At 51.3% G+C, this 26,331-nt stretch carries 22 protein-coding genes and 1 pseudogene; 21 read left to right on the top strand and 2 right to left on the bottom strand.

Features of this window, described 5'->3' with window-relative positions:
• Positions 1 to 83 precede the first annotated feature (83 nt).
• From NNO04_RS01445 to NNO04_RS01430, 4 genes are all read left to right on the top strand, one after another.
• The gene (locus tag NNO04_RS01445; RefSeq protein WP_271443153.1) at positions 84 to 458 is read left to right on the top strand and encodes a helix-turn-helix transcriptional regulator; all 375 of its coding nucleotides are present in this window, start codon (positions 84 to 86) and stop codon (positions 456 to 458) included.
• Between the two features lie 630 nt (positions 459 to 1,088).
• A complete protein-coding gene (locus tag NNO04_RS01440; protein WP_162381881.1) occupies positions 1,089 to 1,433 on the top strand; it encodes a DUF3302 domain-containing protein in 345 nt (114 codons plus the stop codon).
• A gap of 2 nt (positions 1,434 to 1,435) precedes the next feature.
• Positions 1,436 to 2,572: an HlyD family secretion protein gene (locus NNO04_RS01435; RefSeq protein WP_271443152.1), complete on the top strand. Its 1,137-nt coding sequence runs from the start codon at positions 1,436 to 1,438 to the stop codon at positions 2,570 to 2,572.
• 93 nt (positions 2,573 to 2,665) lie between these two features.
• The gene (locus NNO04_RS01430) at positions 2,666 to 3,589 is read left to right on the top strand and encodes a LysR family transcriptional regulator (protein ID WP_271443151.1); all 924 of its coding nucleotides are present in this window, start codon (positions 2,666 to 2,668) and stop codon (positions 3,587 to 3,589) included.
• Positions 3,590 to 3,640: 51 nt separating this feature from the next.
• On the opposite strand, the gene NNO04_RS01425 is transcribed toward NNO04_RS01430, so the two are convergent.
• The gene (locus NNO04_RS01425) at positions 3,641 to 3,970 is read right to left on the bottom strand and encodes a LysR family transcriptional regulator (RefSeq protein ID WP_271443150.1); all 330 of its coding nucleotides are present in this window, start codon (positions 3,968 to 3,970) and stop codon (positions 3,641 to 3,643) included.
• Positions 3,971 to 4,600: 630 nt separating this feature from the next.
• Here NNO04_RS01425 and hemP point away from each other — a divergent pair.
• The 17 genes and pseudogenes from hemP to pmrB all read left to right on the top strand — a co-directional run bounded on the left by hemP (position 4,601) and on the right by pmrB (position 26,213).
• Positions 4,601 to 4,783: a hemin uptake protein HemP gene (gene hemP / locus NNO04_RS01420; protein WP_271443149.1), complete on the top strand. Its 183-nt coding sequence runs from the start codon at positions 4,601 to 4,603 to the stop codon at positions 4,781 to 4,783.
• A gap of 74 nt (positions 4,784 to 4,857) precedes the next feature.
• Entirely contained in the window at positions 4,858 to 6,843 is a 1,986-nt protein-coding gene (locus NNO04_RS01415) for a TonB-dependent hemoglobin/transferrin/lactoferrin family receptor (protein WP_271443148.1), read from the top strand.
• Positions 6,844 to 6,890: 47 nt separating this feature from the next.
• Positions 6,891 to 7,919 (top strand): hematinate-forming heme oxygenase ChuS, encoded by a 1,029-nt coding sequence (gene chuS, locus NNO04_RS01410; protein WP_271443147.1) that lies wholly within the window; start codon positions 6,891 to 6,893, stop codon positions 7,917 to 7,919.
• Positions 7,916 to 8,737: a heme/hemin ABC transporter substrate-binding protein gene (locus NNO04_RS01405; RefSeq protein WP_271443146.1), complete on the top strand. Its 822-nt coding sequence runs from the start codon at positions 7,916 to 7,918 to the stop codon at positions 8,735 to 8,737. Before chuS ends, NNO04_RS01405 begins: the two co-directional genes overlap by 4 nt.
• A pseudogene (locus NNO04_RS01400) lies at positions 8,737 to 9,730 on the top strand (FecCD family ABC transporter permease). Before NNO04_RS01405 ends, NNO04_RS01400 begins: the two are co-directional and overlap by 1 nt.
• Complete coding sequence (locus tag NNO04_RS01395) at positions 9,723 to 10,502, top strand: heme ABC transporter ATP-binding protein (RefSeq protein WP_271443145.1); 780 nt, start codon at positions 9,723 to 9,725, stop codon at positions 10,500 to 10,502. Before NNO04_RS01400 ends, NNO04_RS01395 begins: the two are co-directional and overlap by 8 nt.
• 151 nt (positions 10,503 to 10,653) lie before the next feature.
• Entirely contained in the window at positions 10,654 to 12,285 is a 1,632-nt protein-coding gene (locus NNO04_RS01390) for a sensor histidine kinase (protein ID WP_271443144.1), read from the top strand.
• Positions 12,282 to 13,001 carry a two-component system response regulator DcuR gene (gene dcuR / locus NNO04_RS01385; protein WP_271443143.1) on the top strand — a complete coding sequence of 240 codons (720 nt, stop codon included), beginning with the start codon at positions 12,282 to 12,284 and terminating at the stop codon, positions 12,999 to 13,001. The genes NNO04_RS01390 and dcuR overlap by 4 nt, the downstream gene beginning before the upstream one ends.
• Positions 13,002 to 13,754: 753 nt before the next feature.
• The gene (gene dcuB / locus NNO04_RS01380; RefSeq protein WP_271443142.1) at positions 13,755 to 15,095 is read left to right on the top strand and encodes an anaerobic C4-dicarboxylate transporter DcuB; all 1,341 of its coding nucleotides are present in this window, start codon (positions 13,755 to 13,757) and stop codon (positions 15,093 to 15,095) included.
• 90 nt (positions 15,096 to 15,185) lie between these two features.
• Positions 15,186 to 16,832, top strand: a complete 1,647-nt coding sequence (fumA, locus tag NNO04_RS01375) for a class I fumarate hydratase FumA (protein WP_271443141.1) — start codon at positions 15,186 to 15,188, stop codon at positions 16,830 to 16,832.
• Positions 16,833 to 16,942: 110 nt separating this feature from the next.
• Positions 16,943 to 17,575, top strand: coding sequence for a DUF2238 domain-containing protein (locus tag NNO04_RS01370; RefSeq protein WP_271443140.1), 633 nt, complete (start codon positions 16,943 to 16,945; stop codon positions 17,573 to 17,575).
• A 295-nt stretch (positions 17,576 to 17,870) separates the two neighbouring features.
• On the top strand, positions 17,871 to 20,138 hold the full coding sequence (gene adiA, locus NNO04_RS01365) for an arginine decarboxylase (protein WP_271443157.1): 2,268 nt from the start codon (positions 17,871 to 17,873) through the stop codon (positions 20,136 to 20,138).
• Between the two features lie 314 nt (positions 20,139 to 20,452).
• Complete coding sequence (locus NNO04_RS01360; RefSeq protein WP_271443139.1) at positions 20,453 to 21,214, top strand: AraC family transcriptional regulator; 762 nt, start codon at positions 20,453 to 20,455, stop codon at positions 21,212 to 21,214.
• A gap of 135 nt (positions 21,215 to 21,349) precedes the next feature.
• Entirely contained in the window at positions 21,350 to 22,687 is a 1,338-nt protein-coding gene (adiC, locus tag NNO04_RS01355; protein ID WP_271443138.1) for an arginine/agmatine antiporter, read from the top strand.
• 134 nt (positions 22,688 to 22,821) lie between these two features.
• Complete coding sequence (gene eptA / locus NNO04_RS01350) at positions 22,822 to 24,465, top strand: phosphoethanolamine transferase EptA (protein ID WP_271443137.1); 1,644 nt, start codon at positions 22,822 to 22,824, stop codon at positions 24,463 to 24,465.
• Positions 24,462 to 25,130, top strand: coding sequence for a two-component system response regulator PmrA (gene pmrA / locus NNO04_RS01345; RefSeq protein ID WP_271443136.1), 669 nt, complete (start codon positions 24,462 to 24,464; stop codon positions 25,128 to 25,130). Before eptA ends, pmrA begins: the two co-directional genes overlap by 4 nt.
• Positions 25,131 to 26,213: a two-component system sensor histidine kinase PmrB gene (pmrB, locus tag NNO04_RS01340; RefSeq protein WP_271443135.1), complete on the top strand. Its 1,083-nt coding sequence runs from the start codon at positions 25,131 to 25,133 to the stop codon at positions 26,211 to 26,213.
• Here pmrB and pmrR read toward each other — a convergent pair.
• Positions 26,207 to 26,296, bottom strand: a complete 90-nt coding sequence (gene pmrR, locus NNO04_RS01335; RefSeq protein ID WP_162381861.1) for an LpxT activity modulator PmrR — start codon at positions 26,294 to 26,296, stop codon at positions 26,207 to 26,209. The genes pmrB and pmrR overlap by 7 nt on opposite strands.
• Positions 26,297 to 26,331 lie beyond the last annotated feature (35 nt).

The raw sequence follows: 26,331 nt of genomic DNA, 5'->3' as shown, positions 1-26,331 counted from the left end.
GAAAATAAACATTGTTATTGATATCGCAGTATATGATTATTGAATACATCGACATCTGTATAGTCAGCAGGAACAAAGAATAGATGGCATGTTCAAAAAACAATTTATTTACAAAAGAAGTATCCAACCAACTGATCGCATTGATTAATGAAAGACCAGAAGACAAACTGCAGATTGATGATCTTGTCACTATCTCTGGCTTTTCAAAGTTTTATCTGCAATCGTTTTTTAAAGTACACACGGGTATATCGCTTGGGCGCTTTATAAAGGATATCTACCTTAATCATTCTGCACTGGAATTAATAAATTCCCAGAATACTATTCTGCATATTGCCTTAAATGCAGGATACAGTTCACAACAGTCATTCTGTCGGGCATTTCGCAAAAAATATAAAATAACCCCGGGCGAACTTAGAAAGTCAGGAATAAAAGCAGAAGATTTTATAACCAAAAATTAAACAGCATTATTGACTGCTTTTCCAGTGCAATCCGTTTGTTTTCCGACACCATCCATTCCAACGCTTACCGTAATAACTCATAACGACTCCCCACACTTTGCGTAGAGAAGCGCCTACCAAATAATGCATAAAAAAAGACCGCACGGGCGGCGGTCAAATGATGTGTTAAAAATAGTAATTATTTATTTCTCTTTCAGGCACATTTACTCACATTTCATAAACATCATCAACTCAGAAAAAAATCCCTTCTCTTACTTGAAGCGCCTTATGAAACATTTACAAAATAACGATTAAAAACTTACCGTGCAATTTAATTATAATCATTATATTCCATATAGTTAAATCGTTCCACAATTCTAAACGATTAACTCTAGCGAGACATATTGAATAAGGTATCCTGCTTTCATTACCATTAAGCAAGACATTATCGAAGCAAGTAAAATTAACAGAATATTCACTAAAACCATACTGACGCAAAACAATATATCGGGATTTATCATCCCATGAGACATAACCACGCTGCCCCCCTTGGTACTATTCCCCCTAAACCACAACTCAGGGGTGATACGTCCACGAAAAAAGATGGGTCGAGCTTAGTTTTACCAACCCGATGGAGGGAGGAGGAATAGTATGTTCCTTAATTATTTTGCACTTGGCGTTTTAATCCTGGTGTTCCTGATAATTTTTTACGGTGTCATCATCATTCATGACATTCCTTACGAAATCGCCAAAAAACGTAACCACCCGCACGCTGATGCCATACATGTTGCTGGATGGGTAAGTCTATTCACTCTTCATGTTCTGTGGCCGTTCCTGTGGATTTGGGCCACGTTGTATCGCCCTGACCGTGGATGGGGAATGCAGACTGCACAGCAACCGCAGTATGAAAATCTGCAATTGCGAATTGCCGAACTTGAACGGCAATTGAAAAAGCAACAACAACACGCTGACACTGATAACACTCAAGGCAATTAATTGTGGATTTATTAATTATTCTGACTTACGTGGCACTGGCCTGGCTGGTCTTTAAAATATTCAAGATTCCTGTCAATAAATGGAGTATCCCCACGGCGGCGTTGGGCGGAATCTTTCTGGTTGGTGCCCTTATTCTGTTAATGAACTATAACCACCCTTATACCTTTAAGGCGCAAAAAGCGGTGATATCCATTCCGATTACGCCACAGGTGACGGGTATTGTGCGTACGGTCACGGATAAGCCAAACGAGCTGATCAAAAAAGGCGAAGTCCTTTTTGAACTGGATCCGACACGCTTCCAGGCCCGCGTGGCAAGACTTGAAGCCGACCTTGTCACCGCAATCCATAATGCGGATTCGCTACAGGCGCAACTGGATGAAGCCATTGCGAATACGGCGACAGCAACTGCGCAGCGCGATCGCTTGTACAAAGATTACCAACGCTATTTGCAGGGCAGTAAAGCGAAGGTGAATCCGTTTTCAGAAAGCGATATCGATCATGCCCGGCAAAGCTATCTCGCTCAGGATGCGGCAGTAAAGTCATCAGTGGCTGAGCAGGCGCAAATCAAAAGCCAGCTTGATAGCCTCCTCAACGGCGAACAATCGCAAGTTGCCAGCCTGCGTGCCCAACTTGCTGAAGCAAAGTATGATTTAGAGCAGAGTGTTGTCCGTGCGCCGAGCGATGGCTACGCGACTCAGGTATTGATTCGTCCGGGTACCTTCGCGGCGGCGTTACCGCTGCGTCCGGTAATGGTGTTTATTCCCAAGCAAAAACGACAGATCGTGGCACAATTCCGCCAAAACTCATTGTTGCGTTTAAAAGCCGGTGATGAAGCCGAGATCGTGTTCAACTCACTGCCAGGTCAGGTATTTACAGGAAAACTGGCAGGCGTGCTTCCGGCAATTCCAGGCGGTTCATATCAGGCTCAAGGGACATTGCAATCATTGACGGCCACGCCGGGTAGTGAAGGTGTTCTCGCCCTCATTGATCTGAACCCGGATGAGAATATTGATGCCTTACCGGATGGTATATACGCGCAAGTTGCCGTCTATTCAGATCATTTTACTCATGTGGCCATTATGCGAAAAGTATTACTGCGTATGACCAGTTGGATGCATTACCTCTATCTGGACCATTAAACTGTTCATTGTGCCTTGTGATGTCAGGTAATTATTTCAGGTCGTAGATCATCTACACTGGAAACAGGGCACAATGTTTACAGAACGCACATAATGAAACAATTAAAAATCAGAGATTTAAAAATACTGCTGGATCTTGTTGAAACGAAAAGTTTCAGTCTGTCTGCGAAAAATGCTGGTCTGACTCAGGCCAGCATCAGTAAAAGCATTGCGGCCGTCGAAGATACGTTAGGAATCAAAATAATTGATCGGGAGAGCCGTCCTGTCAGGCTGACCGCTTTCGGCGAAACGCTGTTACCTCGCATTAGAAAGCACATCATGGAAAATGATGAGCTCTTTGAATTGGTTGATCATTATAAAAAAGCCCCCTCTGGCGAAGTAAACATCTTTTCCCCTTCCGGTATGCAGGCCTATCTTGCAGAAAACATTCTTCCGCCTTTATTTCAACGATTCCCCGATTTGAATGTAACAATAACGACGTCTAATCACTACAAAGCCGACTACTTTAAAGGTGTAAGCTTTAATAATTCCTGCGATATGCTGATTTCCTATTCACCACCACATAATCAGAATCTGATCGCCAGAAAAGTAAAGCGCATCCGGATGGATGTGTTTGCAACCCCAGAATTCCGTGAACACCATCCCTTCACGACACCAGATGAGTTATCCCGCCATCCTTTTATTTTGTTAAGCTCGATGGCGAATAACAGCTATGAAAATATTTTTGAGTTTGCGAATGCAGAAACGGCAGAAGTAAAATCGGTCGCGGTTACAGGAAAACTAAAGTTTGACAATATTTATACCGCCATCAATTGCTGCCGTAATGGGATGGGGTACATGGTCACGTCCGATTTACTTCTGAAAGATACCACCGGAATACAGGCTGTTCTGCCTCCAGAATGGGGCATTTATATTGATTGCTACGTCATTTATAGAAGCCGGAAGAACCTGCCGTTCCGTGTACAATCATCGTTAGATTATATTATTGAGCTAATGGCACAGGAAAATAAGCCATAAACCCGCGGGTCATTATGATGCAGGTCTACTGTGATGCGCACACCGTAATACTCATTCAAACGCTTTTGCGTTACGGGAGTCGTCATTCACTGCCAGTGCAAATTTTAAAAATGTTTCTCCGATCATTTTATCCAACTCTACCGCGTATTTAGTTGGACGCAGGCAGCGCCCTTCTCGTTCGAAAAGCGGTACGGGAAAGTAAGAACAAAAGCGTTTAAGCATAATACTGACTGTTGGTGCTGAACAGTTCAATACCACACTAGCATTAAATATCGTCTTATAGCTCATCACCGCAGAAAAGTAGAGTGCGGAATTAAAATCAATATTTTTCAAATATTCAAAATCATGTTTTTCAAGCATATCGATATTCTCAATGTTCATTCAATTATCCTCTCATATAACAACATATAATATAAGTATTTTAAATGATTGAACAAACAATCATTATCGCTATGAAGTTACAGAACTAAACCATATACATCCAAACATAGCCAGGTAATGCAGCGATTTATTGCGGTATCAGCACCTATACTAATATATAATTCCAACACGCCAGATTAATAAAACTATTTTGTAAATTACAATAGTTAGGACGTTATTGGATTCTGACTTATGTAATTAATAAAACCTTCACTCAGGCATCTCCCTGATTGATTTTTAGAAGAGTACCAAAACCACAAAAAAGATAAACAATTAAAAGATGCACAACAGTGAATACTATTATTCCAAATTTGTTATACACGCTAAAAATTCATCACTAAACCACGGAGTCCGGGTATGGATGCAGTACTGCTGTAAAATTCAAAACCGAAGAAAATGCCGTATCCTGCTGAAGACAGACGCTTTGACCGCACACCTCTACCCGCTTCTCCCGGCTCCACCTCAGAGAGTCCGACGCTCCTCCTCTGGCAAAATTGATCCAGACACGATTTTGAGAAATAACTCTTGAAGCAAGACTTGATCTTCATGATAATCATTCGCATTATCATTTTTGTAACGGACGTGCCTGGTATGCTTAACACTACGGCAGCACAACATATTAAAGACACTACGCCGCTCTCCCCTTCTCACGCTAAGCGTTTGATAAACAGCAAGATGTTGCTTGGCGAAGAGGGGTGGGTGCTGATTGAACATAAAGGTCAACATTACCTGCTGCGCCAGACGCAATCCGGAAAACTGATCCTGACTAAATAAAACATCCTATTTCGCCAGCCACCCAGGTCATCCCAGGCAGCCAGCACTTTTCAATTTTCTTATGGAGAGTTGTTATGTTACGCCTGCAATCTGCCTCTTTGCGCCCATCGCTACTGGCGATCATCATCGCCAGCGCCTTACCTGGGGCGGCCTACGCAACCACAGACGATATAACCGTCACCGCGACCGGTAACGCCCGAAGCGCTTTCGATGCGCCAATGATGGTCAGCGTTATTGATACATCCGATCCCGAAAACCAGACCGCCAGCTCTGCTGCTGATCTGCTGCGTGGCGTTCCCGGCATCACCCTAAACGGGACGGGGCGCACGAACGGTCAGGATGTTAACCTGCGTGGCTATGACCGCCGTGGAGTATTGATTCTGGTTGATGGTGTGCGCCAGGGAACCGACACCGGGCATCTCAACAGCACGTTTCTCGACCCGGCCTTGATTAAACGCATTGAAGTCGTGCGCGGACCTTCAGCACTGCTGTACGGCAGCGGCGCACTGGGTGGCGTCATCGCCTATGAAACGGCCGATGCTAAAGATCTACTCCGGGAAGGACAAAACAGCGGATTCCGCGTCTTTGGCACGGGCGGCACCGGCGATCACAGTCTGGGAATGGGCGCCAGCGCCTTTGGTCGCACCGAGAATCTGGACGGTCTGGTGGCATGGTCCAGCCGCGATCGCGGTGATTTACGTCAGGGCGATGGCTCTACCGCGCCCAACGATGAGTCCATCAATAATATGCTGGCAAAAGGCACCTGGCAGATTGACGATGCGCAGTCACTGAGCAGCTCGCTGCGCTATTACAATAATGCCGCGCAGGAACCGAAGAACCCGCAGACCATTGACGCCACAAGCGGCAGTAATCCAATGGTGGATCGCTCAACGATCCAGCGTGATATGCAGATGTCTTATAAACTCGCCCCGCAAGGTAATGACTGGCTGAACGCCGATATCAAAGCGTACTGGTCTGAAGCCCGCATTAACACGCAGAATATCGACAGCTCCGGTGAATTCCGCAAACAGACGACCAAAGGCGGCAAAGCTGAAAACCGCAGTCGCCTTTTCAGCGACTCTTTTGCCTCTCATTTGCTGACGTATGGCGGAGAATATTACCGCCAGGAGCAACATCCCGGCGGAGCCACCACCGGATTCCCGGAAGCGAAAATCGACTTCAGTTCAGGCTGGTTACAGGATGAAATCACCCTGCGCGACCTGCCCGTTACCCTGTTAGGCGGCACGCGTTATGACAACTACCGCGGCAGCAGCGACGGGTATGCTGACGTCGATGCCGACCAATGGTCATCGCGTGCCGGAATGACCGTCAGCCCCACCGACTGGCTGATGCTGTTTGGCTCTTATGCTCAGGCATTCCGCGCGCCGACAATGGGCGAAATGTATAACGACGCCAAACACTTCTCTATCGGTAACTTCTACACTAACTACTGGATACCGAATCCAAATCTACGCCCGGAAACGAACGAAACGCAGGAGTATGGTTTTGGGCTGCGCTTTAACGATCTGATGTTGTCCAACGACGCTCTGGAGTTTAAAGCCAGCTATTTTGATACCAACGCGAAGGATTATATCTCCACATCCGTCGACTTCGCCGCAGCCACCACCATGTCTTACAACGTCCCGAACGCCAAAATCTGGGGCTGGGATGTGATGACAAAATACGCGACAGACCTGTTCAGCCTTGATGTCGCCTACAACCGCACGCGTGGCAAAGATACGGACACCGGCGAATATATTTCCAGCATTAACCCGGACACCGTCACCAGCAAGCTCAACGTACCGGTGGCGCAAAGCGGTTTCTCCGTCGGCTGGGTCGGCACCTTTGCCGATCGCTCAACGCACATCAGCAGCGAATACAGTAAACAGCCGGGTTATGCCGTGAATGATTTTTACGTCAGCTACCAGGGACAGCAAGCGTTGAAAGGCATGACCACCACGCTGGTGCTGGGCAACGCTTTCGATAAAGAGTACTGGTCGCCGCAGGGTATCCCGCAGGACGGTCGTAACGGCAAGATTTTCGTGAGCTATCAATGGTAATCATCGCGCCCCGGTTCTCCGGGGCCATTATCTGGAAGGAAGATACAATGAATCACTACACTCGCTGGCTTGAGCTAAAAGAACAGAATCCGGGGAAATACGCACGTGATATCGCGGGTCTGATGAATATCAGCGAAGCCGAACTGACGTTTGCCCGCGTCGGTCATGATGCCCGAAGACTGCACGGCGACATCCGCGAACTCCTCGCCGCGCTGGAAGCCGTTGGCGAAACAAAATGCATTTGCCGCAACGAGTACGCGGTGCATGAACAGGTTGGTGCCTTCACCCACCAGCATCTGAGCGGCCACGCCGGACTGGTGCTTAACCCGCGCGCGCTCGATCTGCGTCTTTTTCTGAATCAGTGGGCCTGGGTGTTCCATGTCAAGGAAGCAAGCGCCCGTGGCGAGCGTCAAAGCATTCAATTCTTTGATTATCAGGGGGATGCCGTACTGAAAGTGTACGCAACCGACAACACGGAAATCCCGGCCTGGAATGACGTTTTGCAGCGTTTTATCACCGAAGAGAACCCGCCACTGGCGTTGAAAGTGGCCGACGCCCCCGCCAACTCACCACAGGCCGATGCAGGCACCATTGAAAAAGAGTGGCGTGCGATGACCGACGTTCACCAGTTTTTCACCCTGCTAAAACGTCATAACCTGACCCGTCAACAAGCGTTCGAGCAGGTAGCTGACGATCTGGCCTGTAAGGTGCCGAACAGCGCGCTGGCGGAGATCCTGAACGCTGCCCGCGAGGACGGCAACGAAATCATGGTCTTCGTCGGCAACAAAGGATGCGTGCAAATCTTTACCGGCGTCATCGAAAAAGTGGTGCCGATGAAGGGATGGCTGAACATATTTAATCCGACCTTTACGCTGCATCTGCTGGAAGAGAAGATTGCTGAGAGCTGGGTTACGCGAAAACCAACCGCTGACGGTCACGTTACCAGCCTCGAACTTTTTGCGCACGACGGTACGCAAATTGCCCAACTCTACGGGCAACGGACGGAAGGCGAGCCGGAGCAATCGCAATGGCGTAAGCAGATTGATGCCCTTGCGCCTAAAGGGCTGGCGGCATGAAAAAATGGCTCGCCCTGATTATCGCACTGCCGCTGAGCGCATTTGCTGCCACGGCAGATAAGATCGTCGCCCTCGGGGGGGATGTGACCGAGATCGTCTATGCGCTCGGGGCGCAGTCCTCGCTTGTCGCACGCGACAGCACCAGCCAGTGGCCTCCAGAGGCCACCACCCTGCCTGATGTGGGCTATCTTCGCCAGCTTAATGCCGAGGGGCTCCTCGCCATGCGCCCCACACTTGTGCTGGCAAACAGCCAGGCGCAGCCTTCGCTGGTTCTCAAACAGCTTGAGCAAAGCAAGGTACAGGTGATTACCCTACCGGGTCGCAACGATCTCAGCGTCATTGATGAGAAAGTTCAGATCATCGCGAAGGCCACCCACCGGGTTGCGCAAGGCGAGGCCCTGCGAAAAACGTTACAGCAGGAAATCACCGCCCTGCCCACGACAGCGCTCGATAAACGTGTGCTGTTTATTCTGAATCACGGCGGGATGAGTGCGATGGCGGCAGGGCAGCAAACGGGGGCTGATGCCGCTATTCGCGCGGCGGGATTGCAGAACGCCATGCAGGGATTCTCCCGCTACCAGCCGCTTTCGCAGGAAGGCGTCATCGCCAGCCAGCCTGACCTTGTGGTGATACCTAAGGAAGGACTGGCGGCGCTGGGGGGCGAAGAAAACCTGTGGAAACTGCCCGGACTGGCGCAAACGCCTGCGGGTCGCCATAAGCAGGTACTGGCTGTCGATGATATGGCGCTCCTCGGCTTTAGCGTGCGCACTCCGCAGGCTATCCAGCAGCTACGCAGCAAAGCGGAGTCGTTGCCCTGATGCCAAGGCATATCACCTTCTCCCTGTGTACGCTGGCGCTGCTGCTGGCGCTGGCGACGGTTCTGGCGAGCAGTTTTGGCGCGCTGCGCCTGCCAGTGAACCTGCTCTGGCGTGAAGGCGATGATGTCTTACGTCAGATTTGGTTGACCATTCGTTTGCCCAGAGTGCTGCTCGCGCTGGTTATCGGCGGTTCACTGGCGCTGGCTGGTTGCGTCATGCAGGGGCTTTTTCCGCAATCCTCTGGCCGACCCCGGCCTGCTCGGGATCAGCAGTGGCGCGGCTCTCGCCGTTGCGCTGTGGGTGGTGCTGCCGTTCACCTTGTCTCCGCTGCTGATGCTTTACGCCCCGATGCTGGCGGCGTTCACTGGAGCATTAGTGGCGACGATCGTTATTTTTCTTCTCAGCCGACAGCATCATGGCTCGCTTTCACGCCTCCTGCTCGTCGGCATCGCTATCAACGCCTTGTGCGGTGCGGCGGTGGGCGTTCTGTCGTGGCTCAGTAACGATGCGCAACTCCGCCAGCTTTCGCTATGGGGAATGGGGAGTCTCGGTCAGGCGCAGTGGTCAACGCTGCTGGCGGTGACGTCGCTAATGCTTCCCACGGTATTGATCATCTGGCGTCTTGCGGCCACGCTTAATCTCCTGCAACTGGGCGAAGAAGAGGCCCATTATCTGGGGGTCGATGTACGCACTGTTCAGCGGATTTTACTGGTGTGCAGCGCATTGCTGGTCGCAGCGGCAGTCGCCATCAGCGGGGTCATTGGTTTTATCGGTCTGGTCGTTCCGCATGTAATTCGCATGTGGTTAAGCGCAGACCATCGGGCGGTGATCCCGGGTTCTGTGCTGGCCGGTGCGTTCCTGTTACTCGTTGCCGATACGCTCGCCCGCACGCTGGTTGCCCCGGCAGAAATGCCGGTCGGACTCCTGACCAGCATGTTGGGCGCGCCCTGGTTCCTGTGGCTTATTTTTCGCCGGGGAGGTCAGCATGACTGAACGACTCATTGCAGAAGAGATAAGCTACGCTGTCGCCAACAGACTCGTGATACGTGACGTTTCTCTTACCCTTGCGCAGGGGGAATTACTGGCGCTTATTGGCCCCAACGGCGCGGGAAAATCAACGCTGCTACGGCTACTCACAGGCTATATTCCCCCTGCGCGCGGTCACTGTTTGTTAGCAAACAAACCACTGTCGCAGTGGTCAGCGCCAACCCTTGCGCGCTACCGCGCTGTGATGCTCCAGAAAACGCAGGTAGGGTTCGACTGGCCAGTCGAAACCGTCATTGGGATGGGGCGAATGCCCTGGACGCAACAGCCGGAACCGTCGGTGATTCATCAAGTGATGCAGTTGACCGAATGCCTGTCGCTGGCGGGAAGGCGCTATGCCGCGCTGTCCGGCGGCGAGCAACAGCGCGTACAGTTAGCCCGCGCACTGGCGCAACTGTGGCGCGAAGGCTCACCACGCGGCTGGTTGTTTCTTGATGAACCGACCTCTGCGCTGGATCTGTTTCATCAGCAGCATTTACTCCGGCTGCTTAAATCGCTCACCCGCCAGGGACATCTTCACGTTTGCGTGGTGTTGCACGATCTCAATCTGGCGGCACTGTGGGCCGATCGCATCATGGTGCTGCATGAAGGCCGGATCGTCTCTGAAGGTACGCCCGTCGACGTACTGCAACGCGAAACATTATCCCGCTGGTACGGCGCAGACGTTCAGATTGGCCCACATCCCTGCGCCCCAACTCCCCATGTCTTCCTGACCCCTTAATACGTCCACCGAATCCAGGGGACGGTCAGCAAATCCCGAGGTTTTACAGCTCGTTAATTATGTTACTCCGGCGCCAGAAAAAACCTGGCGCCTTTGAATTACGCGGCCCATCAGGGATAATACCCTTACGATTCGTGAATTCAGGACTGCGATGAGACACTCCCTGCAACGCCTCGCTGTGCGTAAACGGCCCATGAAACTCGGTACGACGGTGATACTGATGGTCAGCGCCGTGCTGTTCTCCGTGTTGTTGGTTGTCCATCTGATTTACTTCTCACAAATCAGTCAGATGACCCGTGACGCACTGGCGAATAAAGCGCTGGCAGTGGCGCGAACGTTAGCTGACTCCCCGGAGATTCGCCACGGGCTGAAGAAAAAGCCCGAAGAAAGCGGTCTTCAGGCGATTGCAGAAGCGGTCAGTAAGCGCAACGATTTGTTGTTTGTCGTGATCACCAATATGCAGAGCATCCGTTACTCGCACCCCGAAGCGCAACGCATCGGCAAACCGTTTAAAGGCGACGACATCCTTTTGGCCCTGCAGGGAAAAGAAAATGTTGCCATCAATCGCGGTTTTCTGGCGAAAGCGCTGCGGGTATTCACCCCCATCTATGACGAAAACCATAAACAGATCGGCGTCGTCGCCATTGGCCTCGAACTCAGTCGGGTCACCGAGCAAATCAACGACAGCCGCGGGAGTATCATCTGGTCGATTTTGTTTGGCGCACTGGTCGGTCTGATAGGCGCTTACGTGCTGGTAAAGGTGCTAAAACGCATTCTGTTTGGCCTGGAACCCTACGAGATCTCCACGCTCTTTGAACAGCGCCAGGCCATGCTGCAATCGATGAAAGAGGGGGTGATCGCTGTCGACGGCAGTGGTGAAGTGACGTTGATAAACCAGGCCGCGCAGGAACTGCTCGCCTACCGGAAATCCCAGGACGATGCGCAGCTCTCCACGCTCAGCCATGCCTGGTCGCAGGTTGTGGATCTCAGCGAAGTGCTTCGCGACGGTAAACCGCGCCGGGACGAAGAGATCACCGTCAAAGATCGGTTACTGTTAATCAACACCGTTCCGGTACGCAGCAAGGGAAAGATCATCGGCGCCATCTCAACCTTCAGGGATAAAACCGAGGTTCGCCAGCTCATGCAACGACTGGACGGCATGGTTAACTACGCGGACGCACTCCGTGAACGATCCCACGAATTTATGAACAAATTGCATGTGATTCTGGGATTATTGCATCTGAAGAGTTATAAGCAGCTGGAAGATTATATTCTTAAGACCGCGAATAACTATCAGGAAGAGATCGGCTCGCTGCTGGGAAAAATAAAATCACCGGTCATCGCAGGTTTTTTACTCAGTAAGATGAATCGCACATCCGATTTAGGGCACAGTCTGGTGATCAGTAATGAAAGCCAGGTGCCGGAATGCAGCAATGAAGATCAAGTCACTGTGTTGATTACCGTTTTGGGTAATTTGATTGATAACGCGTTGGAGGCGTTCGATCAAACGCCAGGCGGTGAAATCAGCGTATCCTTACATTATCGACATGGTTTTCTACACTGCGAAGTTAACGATGACGGCCCGGGCATCGAACCCGACCGCATAGCGCACATTTTTGAGAAAGGCGTCTCGTCAAAGGGAACCGAACGTGGTGTCGGTTTATCTTTAGTAAAACAACAGGTTGAAAGTATTGGCGGTCACATTTCCGTCGAGTCGGAACCTGGGATCTTTACACAATTTTATGTACAGTTACCCTGGGATGGGGAGAGGAACCGCGTATGATCAATGTCTTAATTGTCGATGACGATGCGATGGTAGCGGAGCTAAATCGCCGCTATGTTGCACAAATCTCTGGCTTTCATTGTTGCGGAACCGCCTCTACGCTTGAGAAAGCAAAAGAGATTATCTTCAATGGCGAAGAGCCTATTGACCTGATTTTGCTGGATATTTATATGCAAAAGGAAAATGGGTTAGATCTGTTGCCGATCCTGCACAGCGCGGGCTACAAATGCGATGTCATTGTGATATCTTCAGCCGCCGATGCCACCACCATCAAAGATTCCCTCCACTACGGTGTGGTCGATTACTTGATCAAACCGTTTCAGGCTTCCCGTTTCGAAGAGGCGCTGACGGGCTGGCGGCAACGGAAAATCGCCATGGAAAAGCGTCAGTACTATGAACAGTCAGAGCTCGACCAACTCATCCACGGTAGTTCCTCCAGTGAGCAGGAGAGTCGACGTCTGCCAAAAGGGCTGACACCGCAAACGCTGCGCACGCTGTGCCAGTGGATTGACGCACACCAGGAAATGGAATTTTCTACTGATGAACTGGCAAACGAGGTTAATATATCTCGTGTTTCCTGCCGTAAGTATCTTATTTGGCTGGTCAACTGTCATATTCTGTTTACCAGTATTCATTATGGCGTAACTGGCCGACCGGTTTACCGTTATCGTATTCAGGCTGAGCATTACTCATTACTTAAGCAATATTGCCAGTAAAAAGAAAAAGCAGGCCTGGGCGTTATTCGTTATATAATGGTAAAAATTATTACAATAATGAAAAATCACCAGGCTGCCGGTCTAATTATCACATTACAAAGCTTGTGCCAGATCAAATCTGAGCCATAATACGGCTTTTAATTCAGTATGTTATTATTGATTCACGCTACGTTGTTTTTAATTTCATAAGCGCTAACAAAAGTTATTTAAGTATTATCTAACTAACAGAGTGTGTATTTTTAATAAAAAAGGACTTGCCTGAATTAGTCAAATATTTAGGTAATTTAAAATAAGTAGCAATGGAGAACATGCTACATCTTATGAATACCGTATCTTTTTGTGAGCAGACGACTGATTCCACATGTCAGGATAATCACTCAACATCCCGACGTGATTGTGATCTCATAAATAAAGCCCCTTTCACTTTTAGCTGTGACTTAGGTAATAGCGGAAGCGGTGTTGCTGATGATATGTTATTGAATAACTGGAATAACATACAAAGAGTACAGCATCAGTCCCTGTTCATTATTAAGTCTTGCCGCCATCACCAGGGATCTCTCTTCTCTGAAAAGAACTATAATAAAAACTTAAATACTTTTAATACGTCTCTAAAAAATCTGGCATCGCATTAATGCTTTTAACGCAAATACAGTGCACCGAATATTTGTCAATTTTGGGTGTTTATACAGAGAAATCAAAATTGACTGTGATCCATTTAACAAATTTGACTGGGTTTTTCGCGAGGGTAAATAAATGTTATTTAGTATACAACTTCTCATTATATTAGTGTGTCTGTTTTATGGCGCCAGAAAAGGCGGTATCGCGCTGGGTTTGTTAGGCGGTATCGGTCTTGTCATTCTGGTTTTTGTTTTCCATCTTCAGCCGGGTAAACCTCCGGTCGACGTTATGCTGGTTATCATCGCGGTGGTGGCAGCATCGGCGACCTTGCAGGCTTCCGGCGGTCTGGACGTCATGTTACAAATTGCGGAGAAACTGCTGCGCCGCAACCCGAAATATGTCTCCATCCTGGCTCCCTTCGTAACCTGTACGCTGACCATTCTTTGCGGTACGGGCCACGTGGTGTACACCATTCTGCCGATCATCTACGACGTTGCGATTAAGAACAATATTCGCCCGGAACGTCCAATGGCGGCGAGTTCCATCGGTGCGCAGATGGGGATCATCGCCAGCCCGGTTTCCGTTGCGGTGGTATCACTGGTCGCGATGCTGGGTAATGTGACCTTTGAAGGCAAGCATCTGGAATTCCTTGACCTGCTCTCAATCACGATCCCTTCAACGCTGTTGGGTATACTGGCTATCGGTATTTTTAGCTGGTTCCGTGGTAAAGATCTGGATAAAGACGAAGATTTTCAGAAATTTATATCCGTTCCGGAAAACCACCATTACGTGTACGGCGATACCGCAACACTGTTAGACAAAAAACTGCCGAAGAGCAACTGGCTGGCGATGTGGATCTTCCTGGGCGCGATCGCAACTGTCGCCGTTCTGGGTGCATTCTCTGAACTGCGTCCGACCTTTGGCGGCAAACCGCTGTCGATGGTTCTGGTCATTCAGATGTTTATGCTGCTGACCGGTGCGCTCATTATTATCCTGACTAAAACCAACCCTGCTTCTATCTCAAAAAATGAAGTGTTCCGTTCAGGTATGATCGCCATCGTGGCGGTGTACGGTATTGCCTGGATGGCGGAAACCATGTTTGGCGCGCATATGGATGAAATCGAAGGCGTGCTGGGCGAAATGGTGAAAGAGTATCCGTGGGCCTATGCAATTGTTCTGCTGCTGGTTTCCAAGTTTGTAAACTCCCAGGCAGCAGCGCTGGCGGCCATTGTTCCGTTGGCACTGGCAATCGGTGTGGACCCGGCTTACATCGTGGCTTCAGCACCTGCATGCTACGGCTACTACATTCTGCCGACCTACCCGAGCGATCTGGCGGCCATTCAGTTTGACCGTTCCGGCACCACCCGCATTGGTCGCTTCGTGATCAACCACAGCTTCATTTTGCCTGGTCTGATCGGCGTGAGCGTCTCCTGCGTATTTGGCTGGGTCTTCGCCGCCATGTACGGGTTCCTGTAACCACACCTCGCGTGCCGCACCGCGCGGCACGCACCTCGAAATAGACAGTGAATGTTACATTCCTGATAAAAACGAACAGGCTGGAAGCAAATGTCAAAAATCGAATTCACTTACCAGGCGCCTTTCCCTATGGGGAAAGACAAAACAGAGTACTATCTGCTGACCTCCGAACACGTTAGCGTTAGCGACTTCGAAGGAGAGTCGATTCTGAAGGTCGAGCCACAAGCCCTTACGCTGCTGGCCCAGCAAGCCTTCCACGACGCCTCCTTTATGCTCCGCCCAGCACACCAGCAACAAGTCGCCTCCATTCTTCACGACCCCGAAGCCAGCGAAAACGATAAATACGTCGCGCTGCAATTCCTGAGAAACTCTGAAATCGCGGCGAAAGGCGTATTGCCAACCTGCCAGGACACCGGCACGGCGATCATCATGGGTAAAAAAGGTCAGCGCGTCTGGACCGGCGGCGGTGACGAAGAGGCGTTGTCAAAAGGGGTGTTTAACACCTATATCGAAGACAACCTGCGTTATTCGCAAAACGCCGCGTTAGATATGTACAAAGAAGTGAACACCGGCAGCAACCTGCCCGCGCAAATTGACCTCTACGCCGTTGACGGCGATGAATACAAATTTCTCTGCGTCGCTAAAGGTGGCGGCTCCGCGAACAAAACGTATCTGTATCAAGAAACCAAAGCTCTGCTGACACCGGGTAAACTGAAAAACTTCCTCGTTGAGAAAATGCGTACTTTGGGAACCGCGGCCTGCCCGCCGTACCATATCGCGTTTGTCATTGGCGGCACTTCGGCGGAAAGCACGCTGAAAACGGTGAAACTCGCCAGCACGCACTACTACGATGAACTGCCGACCGAAGGCAATGCGCACGGCCAGGCGTTCCGCGACATTCAACTGGAGCAGGAACTGCTGGAAGAGGCGCAAAAACTCGGCCTCGGCGCCCAGTTTGGCGGGAAATACTTCGCTCATGATATCCGCGTGATCCGTCTGCCGCGTCATGGCGCATCCTGCCCGGTGGGGATGGGCGTCTCCTGTTCAGCAGACCGTAACATCAAAGCCAAAATCAACCGCGACGGTATCTGGATCGAAAAACTGGAACACAATCCGGGCCAGTACATTCCGGAGTCCCTGCGTCAGGCAGGTGAAGGTGAAGTGGTCAACGTTGACCTCAATCGCCCGATGAAAGAGATCCTCGCCCAGCTCTCACAGTATCCGGTTTCCACCCGTCTTTCGCTGACCGGCACCATCATCGTGGGCCGCGATATTGCCCACGCGAAGCTGAAAGAGCGTATTGACTCAGGAGAAGGTCTGCCGCAGTACATTAAAGATCACCCGATCTACTACGCAGGCCCGGCCAAAACACCGGCAGGCTACCCGTCAGGTTCTCTGGGCCCAACCACCGCTGGTCGTATGGACTCCTACGTCGATCTGCTGCAATCCCACGGCGGCAGCATGATCATGCTGGCGAAGGGCAATCGTAGCCAGCAAGTGACCGACGCCTGCCACAAACACGGCGGCTTCTACCTGGGCAGTATCGGCGGTCCGGCCGCTGTTCTGGCACAACAGAGCATCAAGCATCTGGAATGCGTGGAATATCCGGAACTGGGTATGGAAGCGATCTGGAAAATCGAAGTCGAAGATTTCCCGGCCTTTATCCTCGTGGATGACAAAGGCAACGATTTCTTCCAGCAGATCGTCAGCAAGCAATGCGCTAACTGCGCGAAATAATCTTCACGGCCCGGTATCCCATCGGGCCGTTTTTTCCTGTGAAATACAGGCGTTGAATTTTTCCCCGCGGCGGTGAATAGTGACCTTTTCCTTTGAGTCACAAAATCATCATGATCCGCACGCGAAATCCCTTGATGTTACAAGCTGGCGCTCTCATTTTAGGGCTGATTCTCCTCTATACCGGCATCTCTGCCGGGGAGAAACTCACCTGGTTGATGGAAGTCACGCCGGTGATTATTGTCGTCCCGCTGCTACTGGCAACAGCGAAACGCTACCCACTGACGCCCCTGCTTTATTCGCTCATTTTCTTACACGCCATCATTTTGATGGTCGGGGGCATGTACACCTATGCCAAAGTCCCCATTGGGTTCGACGTGCAGGCGTGGCTGGGACTGGACCGTAATCCGTACGACAAATTAGGTCATTTCTTCCAGGGATTAGTCCCTGCCCTGACGGCGCGTGAGATTTTGCTGCGCGGGCAATTTGTCCGTGGACGTAAGATGCTGGCCTTTCTGGTGTGCTGCGTGGCGCTGGCGATCAGCGCGACCTATGAACTTATTGAATGGTGGGCAGCACTGGCGATGGGTCAGGGGGCGGATGATTTCCTCGGCACTCAGGGCGATCCGTGGGACACCCAGTCAGATATGTTCTGCGCCCTGCTCGGCGCGTTAACCACCGTGATTCTGCTGGCCGGTTACCATTGCCGCCAGCTACGACGATACACACTGTTACCGGGCTCCTGACCCCGAAGATACCGAGCTTATCCGGCCTAACACCGCCAGGCCGGATAACGCGTTCGCGCTACCAAGCGGCAATATCACTATCAGCCAAAAAAATAATTCCCCTGTCGATAAACCACGACACTAAAACGTTATCAATTCAATTTAATGTTTTGTTTATTAACACAAAAAATAAAAATTGTGTATTTCCCACGCACTTTACACCCTCACTTTCTCAGGATAATACTTGCCCGCGTCACATTCATACGGTGTGTCTGCATTCCGCAAATTGCATTACCTCCACAACGGGTAAGAGATGATGAAAGTATTAATTGTTGAAAGTGAGTTTCTGCACCAGGACACCTGGGTCGGCAGCGCCGTCGAACGTCTGGCGGATGCCTTAAGTCGGCAAAATGTCACCGTCATTAAGTCCACGTCTTTCGATGACGGTTACGCCATCCTGTCCGCTAATGAGGCCATTGACTGTCTGATGTTCAGCTACCAAATGGAACAGCAGGATGAACACCTGAACGTCAGGCAATTGATCGGCAAGCTTCACGAACGTCAGCAAAACGTCCCGGTTTTCCTGTTAGGCGACAGGGAAAAAGCGACGGCATCGCTGGGCCGCGACCTGCTGGAGCTTGTCGATGAATTCGCCTGGATTCTGGAAGACACCGCAGACTTTATTGCCGGGCGCGCCATCGCCGCAATGACCCGTTATCGGCAGCAACTCCTGCCGCCGCTGTTTAACGCGCTGATGAAATACAGCGACATCCACGAATACTCCTGGGCAGCGCCTGGCCACCAGGGCGGCGTCGGTTTTACCAAAACACCGGCAGGTCGTTTTTACCATGATTACTATGGCGAAAATCTGTTCCGTAGCGACATGGGGATCGAACGCACCACACTGGGTTCCTTACTCGACCATACTGGCGCCTTTGGCGAGAGTGAGAAAAATGCGGCCCGCGTCTTTGGCGCCGATCGTTCCTGGTCCGTCGTGGTGGGCACCTCCGGTTCTAACCGCACCATCATGCAGGCCTGTATGACCGACAACGACGTGGTGGTGCTGGATCGTAACTGCCACAAATCCATCGAGCAGGGGCTGATCCTGACCGGCGCCAAACCGGTCTATATGGTGCCAAGCCGCAACCGTTACGGAATTATCGGGCCGATCTATCCGCAAGAAATGCAGCCGGAAACGTTGCAGAAAAAAATCAGCGAAAGCCCGCTGACCAAAGACAAAGCGGGGCAAAAACCGTCCTACAGCGTGGTGACCAACTGCACCTATGACGGTGTCTGCTACAACGCAAAAGAAGCGCAGGAGCTGCTGGCGCAAACCACCGATCGCCTACACTTCGACGAAGCCTGGTACGGTTATGCCCGTTTTAACCCGATTTACGCCGACCACTACGCCATGCGCGGTCAACCGGGCGATCACAGCGGCCCGACCGTTTTCGCCACCCACTCCACCCACAAGTTGCTGAATGCGCTCTCTCAGGCCTCTTATATCCACGTGCGTGAAGGTCGTGGCGCGATAAACTTCTCCCGCTTTAACCAGGCGTACATGATGCACGCCACCACCTCGCCGCTGTATGCGATTTGCGCCTCCAACGATGTGGCGGTCTCGATGATGGATGGGAACAGCGGCCTGTCGCTGACCCAGGAGGTGATCGAAGAAGCGATCGACTTCCGCCAGGCCATGGCGCGGTTGTATAACGAATTCGCCGCAGACGGGGAGTGGTTCTTTAAACCGTGGAACAAAGAGGTCGTTACCGACCCGGCAACCGGAAAAACCTACGACTTTGCTGATGCCCCGAGACAACTGTTAGCCACTGAGCAGGACTGCTGGGTGATGCGTCCCGGTGAATCCTGGCACGGCTTTAAGGATCTGCCGGATAACTGGAGCATGCTGGACCCGATAAAAGTCAGTATTCTGGCACCGGGAATGGGCGATGATGGCGAACTGGAAGAGACAGGGGTGCCTGCCGCACTGGTAACAGCCTGGCTTGGCCGTCATGGGATTGTGCCGACCCGCACCACTGACTTCCAGATTATGTTCCTGTTCTCTATGGGAGTCACCCGTGGCAAATGGGGCACGCTTATCAACACGCTATGCTCTTTCAAGCATCATTATGACGCCAACACACCGCTGGCGCAGGTGATGCCGGAACTGGCGCAGAACTATCCTGACACTTACGCAAACATGGGCATTCACGATCTCGGCGACACCATGTTTAGCTGGCTGCGTGAAAATAATCCCGGCACCCGACTCAATGCTGCTTACTCCGGTCTGCCCGTTGCTGAGATAACGCCACGCGATGCCTGGGACGCCATCGTCAACGACAACGTTGAGATGGTGGCCATTGAAAACCTGCCGGGTCGTATTGCGGCCAACGCCGTCATCCCTTACCCGCCGGGAATCCCGATGCTGCTGTCAGGGGAAAACTTTGGTGATGAAAACAGTCCGCAGGTGAGCTACTTACGCTCGCTGCAGTCCTGGGACCATCATTTCCCTGGCTTTGAGCATGAAACCGAAGGAACGGAAATCATTGATGGTGTGTATCACGTGATGTGCGTGAAAGCGTAACGCCACGATCCAGCCATCTGGTTTGTAGTTTGAGGATGACGTGTCTCTATTGGTTCCTGAGTAATGCTGCAAAACAATAACACTGTCATACCTTTTTGCGCGGGCCCACCCCGCGCTTTTTTTTGCGCAAAAATCGACGGACGCAATGCGTAAAAAATTATGTACACACTAATAATCACCCTGGGTATTGTAATTCTATTCAGGCACGCTATTTTATTGCAGCAATTGATTCATCATACAATTGAAATTACTCCCGGTATCTCTCTCCTTTGGCGAGATCCGGTATTTTATGTTCATATTCCAGGAGTTCGGGTATGAGAATTTGCAGCAACAAACCTTGCATAGTGGTATTAACTGAGAAAGATGTCTGGCTGAGAGTCAATGGCAAAGAGGCAGTGAACTTAAAGGCAAACCATATGGCGCTGCTTGCCTGCGAAAATAACATCATTGATATTTCCTCGCTCAATAATTCTCTGGTCGTGCACATCAGTTATGACATCATTAAAGACTATCTGCGTTTCTTAAATAAAGATCTTTCACAGGTCCCGGTCTGGCAACGCTCCGCAACACCTTTACTGACTGCCGTGTGCCTGACGCCGGATGTGTTCCGCGTCGCTGCCACACACAGCCTGGAGGAATCACAGAATGAGAGTGAAAAAGAACGCACTCGATCGCTGCTGTTCACTGTATTATCACGCTTTCTCGACAGTAAAAAGTTTATCTCGTTATTGATGCATATGCTGCGCAGCCGTATCAGCGACAGTGTTTATCACATCATTCAGAGTGATATCCATAAAGACTGGAACCTGAACATGGTCGCCAGTTGTTTATGTTTAAGCCCGAGCTTGTTAAAGAAAAAGCTCAAAAATGAAAATACAAGTTATAGCCGAATTATCACAACCTGTCGTATGCGTTACGCTTTGAATCAATTACTGATGAATGGAAAAAATATCTCACAGGTTTCTCAACTGTGCGGATATAGCAGTACATCGTACTTTATTTCGGTGTTTAAAGAGTTCTATGGTATGACGCCGCTGCATTATGTCAGCCAGCTTCGTGAGCGCCAGGTTATTTAATCATCCCCGATTTACGATGAGCCACAATAATATCAGCATTGGCGATAACCCCGCCCCATAATAAATAAGCGGTCTCCTGAGGGCGTATCATACGTCGTACTTTAACGTAGCGATTCACCTTTCCAGGAGATAAACATGTCGACGGATGCAGATGCTCACAAAGTGGGCTTAATCCCCGTCACCCTTATGGTGTCGGGGAACATTATGGGTTCAGGCGTATTCCTGCTTCCCGCAAACCTTGCTTCAACCGGCGGGATTGCAATCTACGGATGGTTGGTCACGATCATCGGCGCACTGGCGCTGTCGATGGTCTACGCCAAAATGTCGTCCTTAGATCCCAGTCCCGGTGGTTCCTACGCTTATGCACGCCGCTGCTTCGGCCCTTTTTTGGGTTATCAAACCAACGTTCTGTACTGGCTCGCCTGCTGGATCGGTAACATCGCCATGGTGGTCATTGGCGTCGGTTATCTGAGCTACTTCTTCCCGATCCTGAAAGATCCGCTGGTACTGACGCTCACCTGCGTCGTGGTGCTGTGGATCTTCGTTCTGCTGAACATTGTCGGGCCGAAAATGATCACCCGCGTGCAGGCGGTTGCGACCGTCCTGGCGCTGGTGCCGATCGTTGGCATCGCCGTTTTTGGCTGGTTCTGGTTTCGTGGTGAAACCTACATGGCCGCCTGGAACGTCAGCGGTATGAATACCTTTGGCGCAATTCAAAGCACATTGAACGTCACGTTGTGGTCGTTTATTGGGGTAGAAAGCGCCTCCGTAGCGGCAGGCGTGGTGAAAAACCCAAAACGCAACGTCCCAATCGCCACCATTGGCGGGGTACTGATTGCCGCCGTGTGTTACGTCCTCTCAACCACGGCCATCATGGGGATGATCCCCAACGCCGCCCTGCGTGTTTCAGCCTCACCTTTCGGTGACGCCGCTCGAATGGCGCTGGGGAATACCGCTGGCGCCGTTGTCTCCTTCTGCGCGGCGGCAGGTTGTTTAGGTTCTCTGGGCGGCTGGACGCTGCTGGCCGGTCAGACGGCAAAAGCGGCCGCCGACGACGGGCTATTTCCACCCATTTTCGCCCGCGTGAACAAAGCGGGAACCCCGGTCGCCGGGCTGATTATTGTCGGTATTCTGATGACGATTTTCCAGTTCAGCAGCATGTCCCCCAACGCGGCAAAAGAGTTTGGCCTGGTCTCTTCGGTGTCGGTCATCTTCACACTGGTGCCGTATCTCTATACCTGTGCCGCCCTGCTGCTGCTCGGTCACGGACACTTTGGTAAAGCGCGTCCGCTCTACCTGCTGGTGACCTTTGTGGCGTTTGTCTACTGCATCTGGGCAGTTGTCGGCTCTGGCGCGAAAGAGGTGATGTGGTCGTTCGTGACGCTGATGATCATTACCGCGCTGTACGCGCTGAACTACAACCGGATCCACAAAAACCCGTATCCGCTGGATACACCGGTTAGCCGTAATTAACGTTAACCGTTCGTTGTTGCCCGATGAGGCGTTCATGCCTCATCGGGCAGGCAATCATTAACCTTAAATTCTTAAGGTTGGCTTAACTTTACTTTGCGAGGATCTGCGTCACTTAGTCGATGGAACTCCCTCTAATGTTAACGCGCCTTTTTAGAAGACCGACTCTCGGACAAATTTCCTGGCTTCTGCTGTGCTCATTTTATATTGCTGTCTGCCTGAACATTGCCTTCTATAAGCAGGTATTGCAGGACTTACCGCTGGACTCCCTGCGCAACGCGCTGGTGTTTTTATCCATGCCGGTGGTTTCCTTCAGCGTGATGAATATTGCGCTGACGCTGGCCTCGTTCCTGTGGCTGAATCGCCCGCTGGCCTGCCTGTTCATTTTGATCGGCGCGGCGGCGCAATACTTCATCCTGACCTACGGCATCATCATCGACCGCTCGATGATCGCCAATATGATGGATACCACACCGGCAGAAACATTCGCTCTGATAACGCCGCAAATGGTGCTGATGCTGGGCGTTGGCGGCATCCTGGCTGCCGTGATAGCCTGCTGGATCAAAATCAAACCGACCACCCCGGCGTTACGCAGTGTGGTGTATCGCACCGTCAGTGTGTTGGTTTCTGTGTCGCTGATTCTGCTGGTCGCCCTCTTTTTCTACAAAGATTACGCGTCGCTGTTTCGCAATAATAAGCAGCTCATCAAAGCACTGAGCCCGTCGGGCAGCATTGTCGCGACCTCATCCTGGTATTCGCACGAACGTCTTGCCAACCTGCCGCTGGTGCGAATTGGCGAGGATGCCCATCGCAACCCGCTCATGCTCAAAGCGCCGCGTAAAAATCTGACCATCCTGATCGTCGGCGAAACGTCGCGCGGCGATAACTTCTCGCTGTCGGGTTATTCACGCCAGACCAATCCACGTCTGGAAAAAGACAACGTGGTCTATTTCCCTCACACCACTTCCTGCGGTACTGCGACAGCGATTTCCGTGCCGTGCATGTTCTCCGGTATGCCGCGTAAACACTATGATGAAGAGCTGGCGCATCATCAGGAAGGGTTGCTGGATATCATCCAACGTGCCGGAATTAACGTGTTGTGGAATGACAACGACGGCGGCTGTAAGGGCGCATGCGATCGTGTTCCACATCAGGATATGACGGCGCTGAATCTGCCGGGGCAGTGTATTGAAGGTGAATGCTATGACGAGGTTCTTTTCCACGGTCTGGAAGAGTACATCAACAAACTGCAGGGGGATGGCGTGATTGTCCTGCATACCATTGGCAGCCACGGCCCAACCTATTCCCACCGTTATCCGCCGCAGTTTCGGAATTTTACCCCGACCTGCGACACCAACGAAATTCAGACCTGTTCACAGCAGCAGTTAGTGAACACCTACGATAACACCATCCTGTACATTGACTATATTGTTGATAAGACGATCAATATACTGAAATCACATCAGGATAATTTCACCACCAGTCTGGTTTATCTCTCCGACCACGGCGAGTCCTTAGGCGAAAATGGTGTCTATCTCCACGGTCTGCCTTACGCCATTGCCCCGGATACCCAAAAACATGTGCCAATGCTGCTCTGGCTTTCTGATGATTATCAAAAGCGCTATCAGGTTGACCAAACGTGTTTACAAAAACAGGCAAGCTCGCAGGATTTCTCGCAGGACAATCTTTTCTCGACCATGCTGGGATTAACGGGCGTGCAGACGAAGTATTACCAGACCGCAGATGATATTCTGCAACCTTGCAGGAGGCTAAGCGAATGAAAATTCTGATTGTTGAAGACGACACGTTGTTATTGCAGGGACTGATTCTTGCCGCGCAAACAGAAGGGTACGCCTGCGACGGCGTCTCTACCGCACGCGCCGCAGAGCATTGTCTGGAGACCGCGCATTACAGTCTGGTGGTTCTGGACCTGGGTCTGCCTGATGAAGACGGACTGCATTTTCTGGCCCGCATCCGGCAGAAAAAATACACCCTCCCGGTGCTGATCCTCACCGCCCGCGACACGCTCAACGATCGTATCGCCGGACTGGATGTCGGCGCCGATGACTATCTGGTCAAACCGTTCGCACTGGAAGAGTTACACGCGCGAATTCGGGCGCTGTTACGTCGCCACAATAATCAGGGCGAGAGTGAGCTGGTTGTCGGCAATCTGACGCTGAATTTAGGGCGTCGCCAGGTCTGGTTAGACGGACAAGAACTGATCTTAACGCCAAAAGAGTATGCGTTGCTGTCACGGTTGATGCTCAAAGCAGGCAGCCCGGTGCATCGCGAAATTTTGTACAACGACATTTACAACTGGGACAACGAGCCGTCGACCAATACGCTGGAGGTGCATATTCACAACCTGCGTGACAAAGTGGGGAAATCGCGTATCCGCACCGTTCGGGGGTTTGGTTACATGCTGGTTGTCGCTGAGGAAAACTAAGTGAACCTGACGCGTTTTCTGCACAGACCCATGACCCTTCGTCAGCGTCTGATGCTAACCATCGGCCTGATTCTGCTGGTCTTTCAGTTGATCAGCACCTTCTGGCTCTGGCACGAAAGCATCGAGCAGATCCAACTTTTCGAGCAGGCGCTACGCGAGAATCGAAACAATGACCGCCACATCCTGCACGAGATCCGCGAAGCGGTAGCCAGCCTGATCGTCCCCGCCGTGTTTATGGTCAGTCTGACGCTGCTCATCTGTTATCAGGCGGTTCGCCGTATAACCCGCCCGCTTGCCGACCTGCAAAAAGAGCTGGAAACGCGTACGGCAGATAATCTGACCCCAATAAACATTCACAGTAGCACCATTGAGATCGATGCGGTGGTCACGGCGCTGAATCAGCTGGTCACCCGCTTGACCACCACGCTTGAGAATGAACGCCTGTTCACTGCCGATGTCGCCCACGAATTACGCACCCCGCTCTCTGGGGTGCGTCTGCATCTGGAATTGCTCTCCAAAGCGCATAATGTGGATGTCGCACCGTTGGTGGCCCGTCTCGACCAAATGATGGATAGTGTGTCGCAATTGCTGCAACTTGCCCGTGTCGGCCAGTCGTTCTCATTAGGAAATTATCAGCATGTGAAACTACTGGATGACGTGATCCTGCCCTCTTATGACGAGCTGAGCACCATGCTGGATCAACGCCAGCAAACGCTGCTACTGCCAGACAGCGCAGAGGATGTCACGGTACGCGGCGACGCCACGCTGCTGCGTATGTTGCTACGCAATCTGGTCGAAAACGCACACCGTTACAGTCCGAAAGGGACAACCATCACGATCAGTCTCAACACCGGTAACGACGCGATTATGGCCGTTGAAGATGAAGGCCCGGGGATTGATGAAAGTAAATGCGGGAAGCTCAGCGAAGCCTTTGTTCGCATGGACAGCCGATACGGCGGGATTGGGTTGGGGCTCAGTATTGTCAGTCGCATTACGCAACTGCATCGCGGGCAGTTCTTCCTGCAAAACCGTGAAGGCACATCAGGCACGCGTGCCTGGGTGATACTGCATAAAGCTCAGTAAGTGGTCAGCCAAAGGTAGACAAAACTGCTGACGATCATGACGCTGAACACGGTAGTCAAACTTTCGTAAACACGCTTTTTCATCACACTCTCCTCCGGGACGCTGGAGGAGAGTGTGC

It is taken from the genome of Citrobacter sp. Awk 4 (assembly GCF_028069725.1).
GTDB lineage: Bacteria > Pseudomonadota > Gammaproteobacteria > Enterobacterales > Enterobacteriaceae > Citrobacter_D.
The sequence above is the reverse complement of the archived record's forward strand: the minus strand, read 5'-3'. Positions and strand labels throughout refer to the sequence as shown.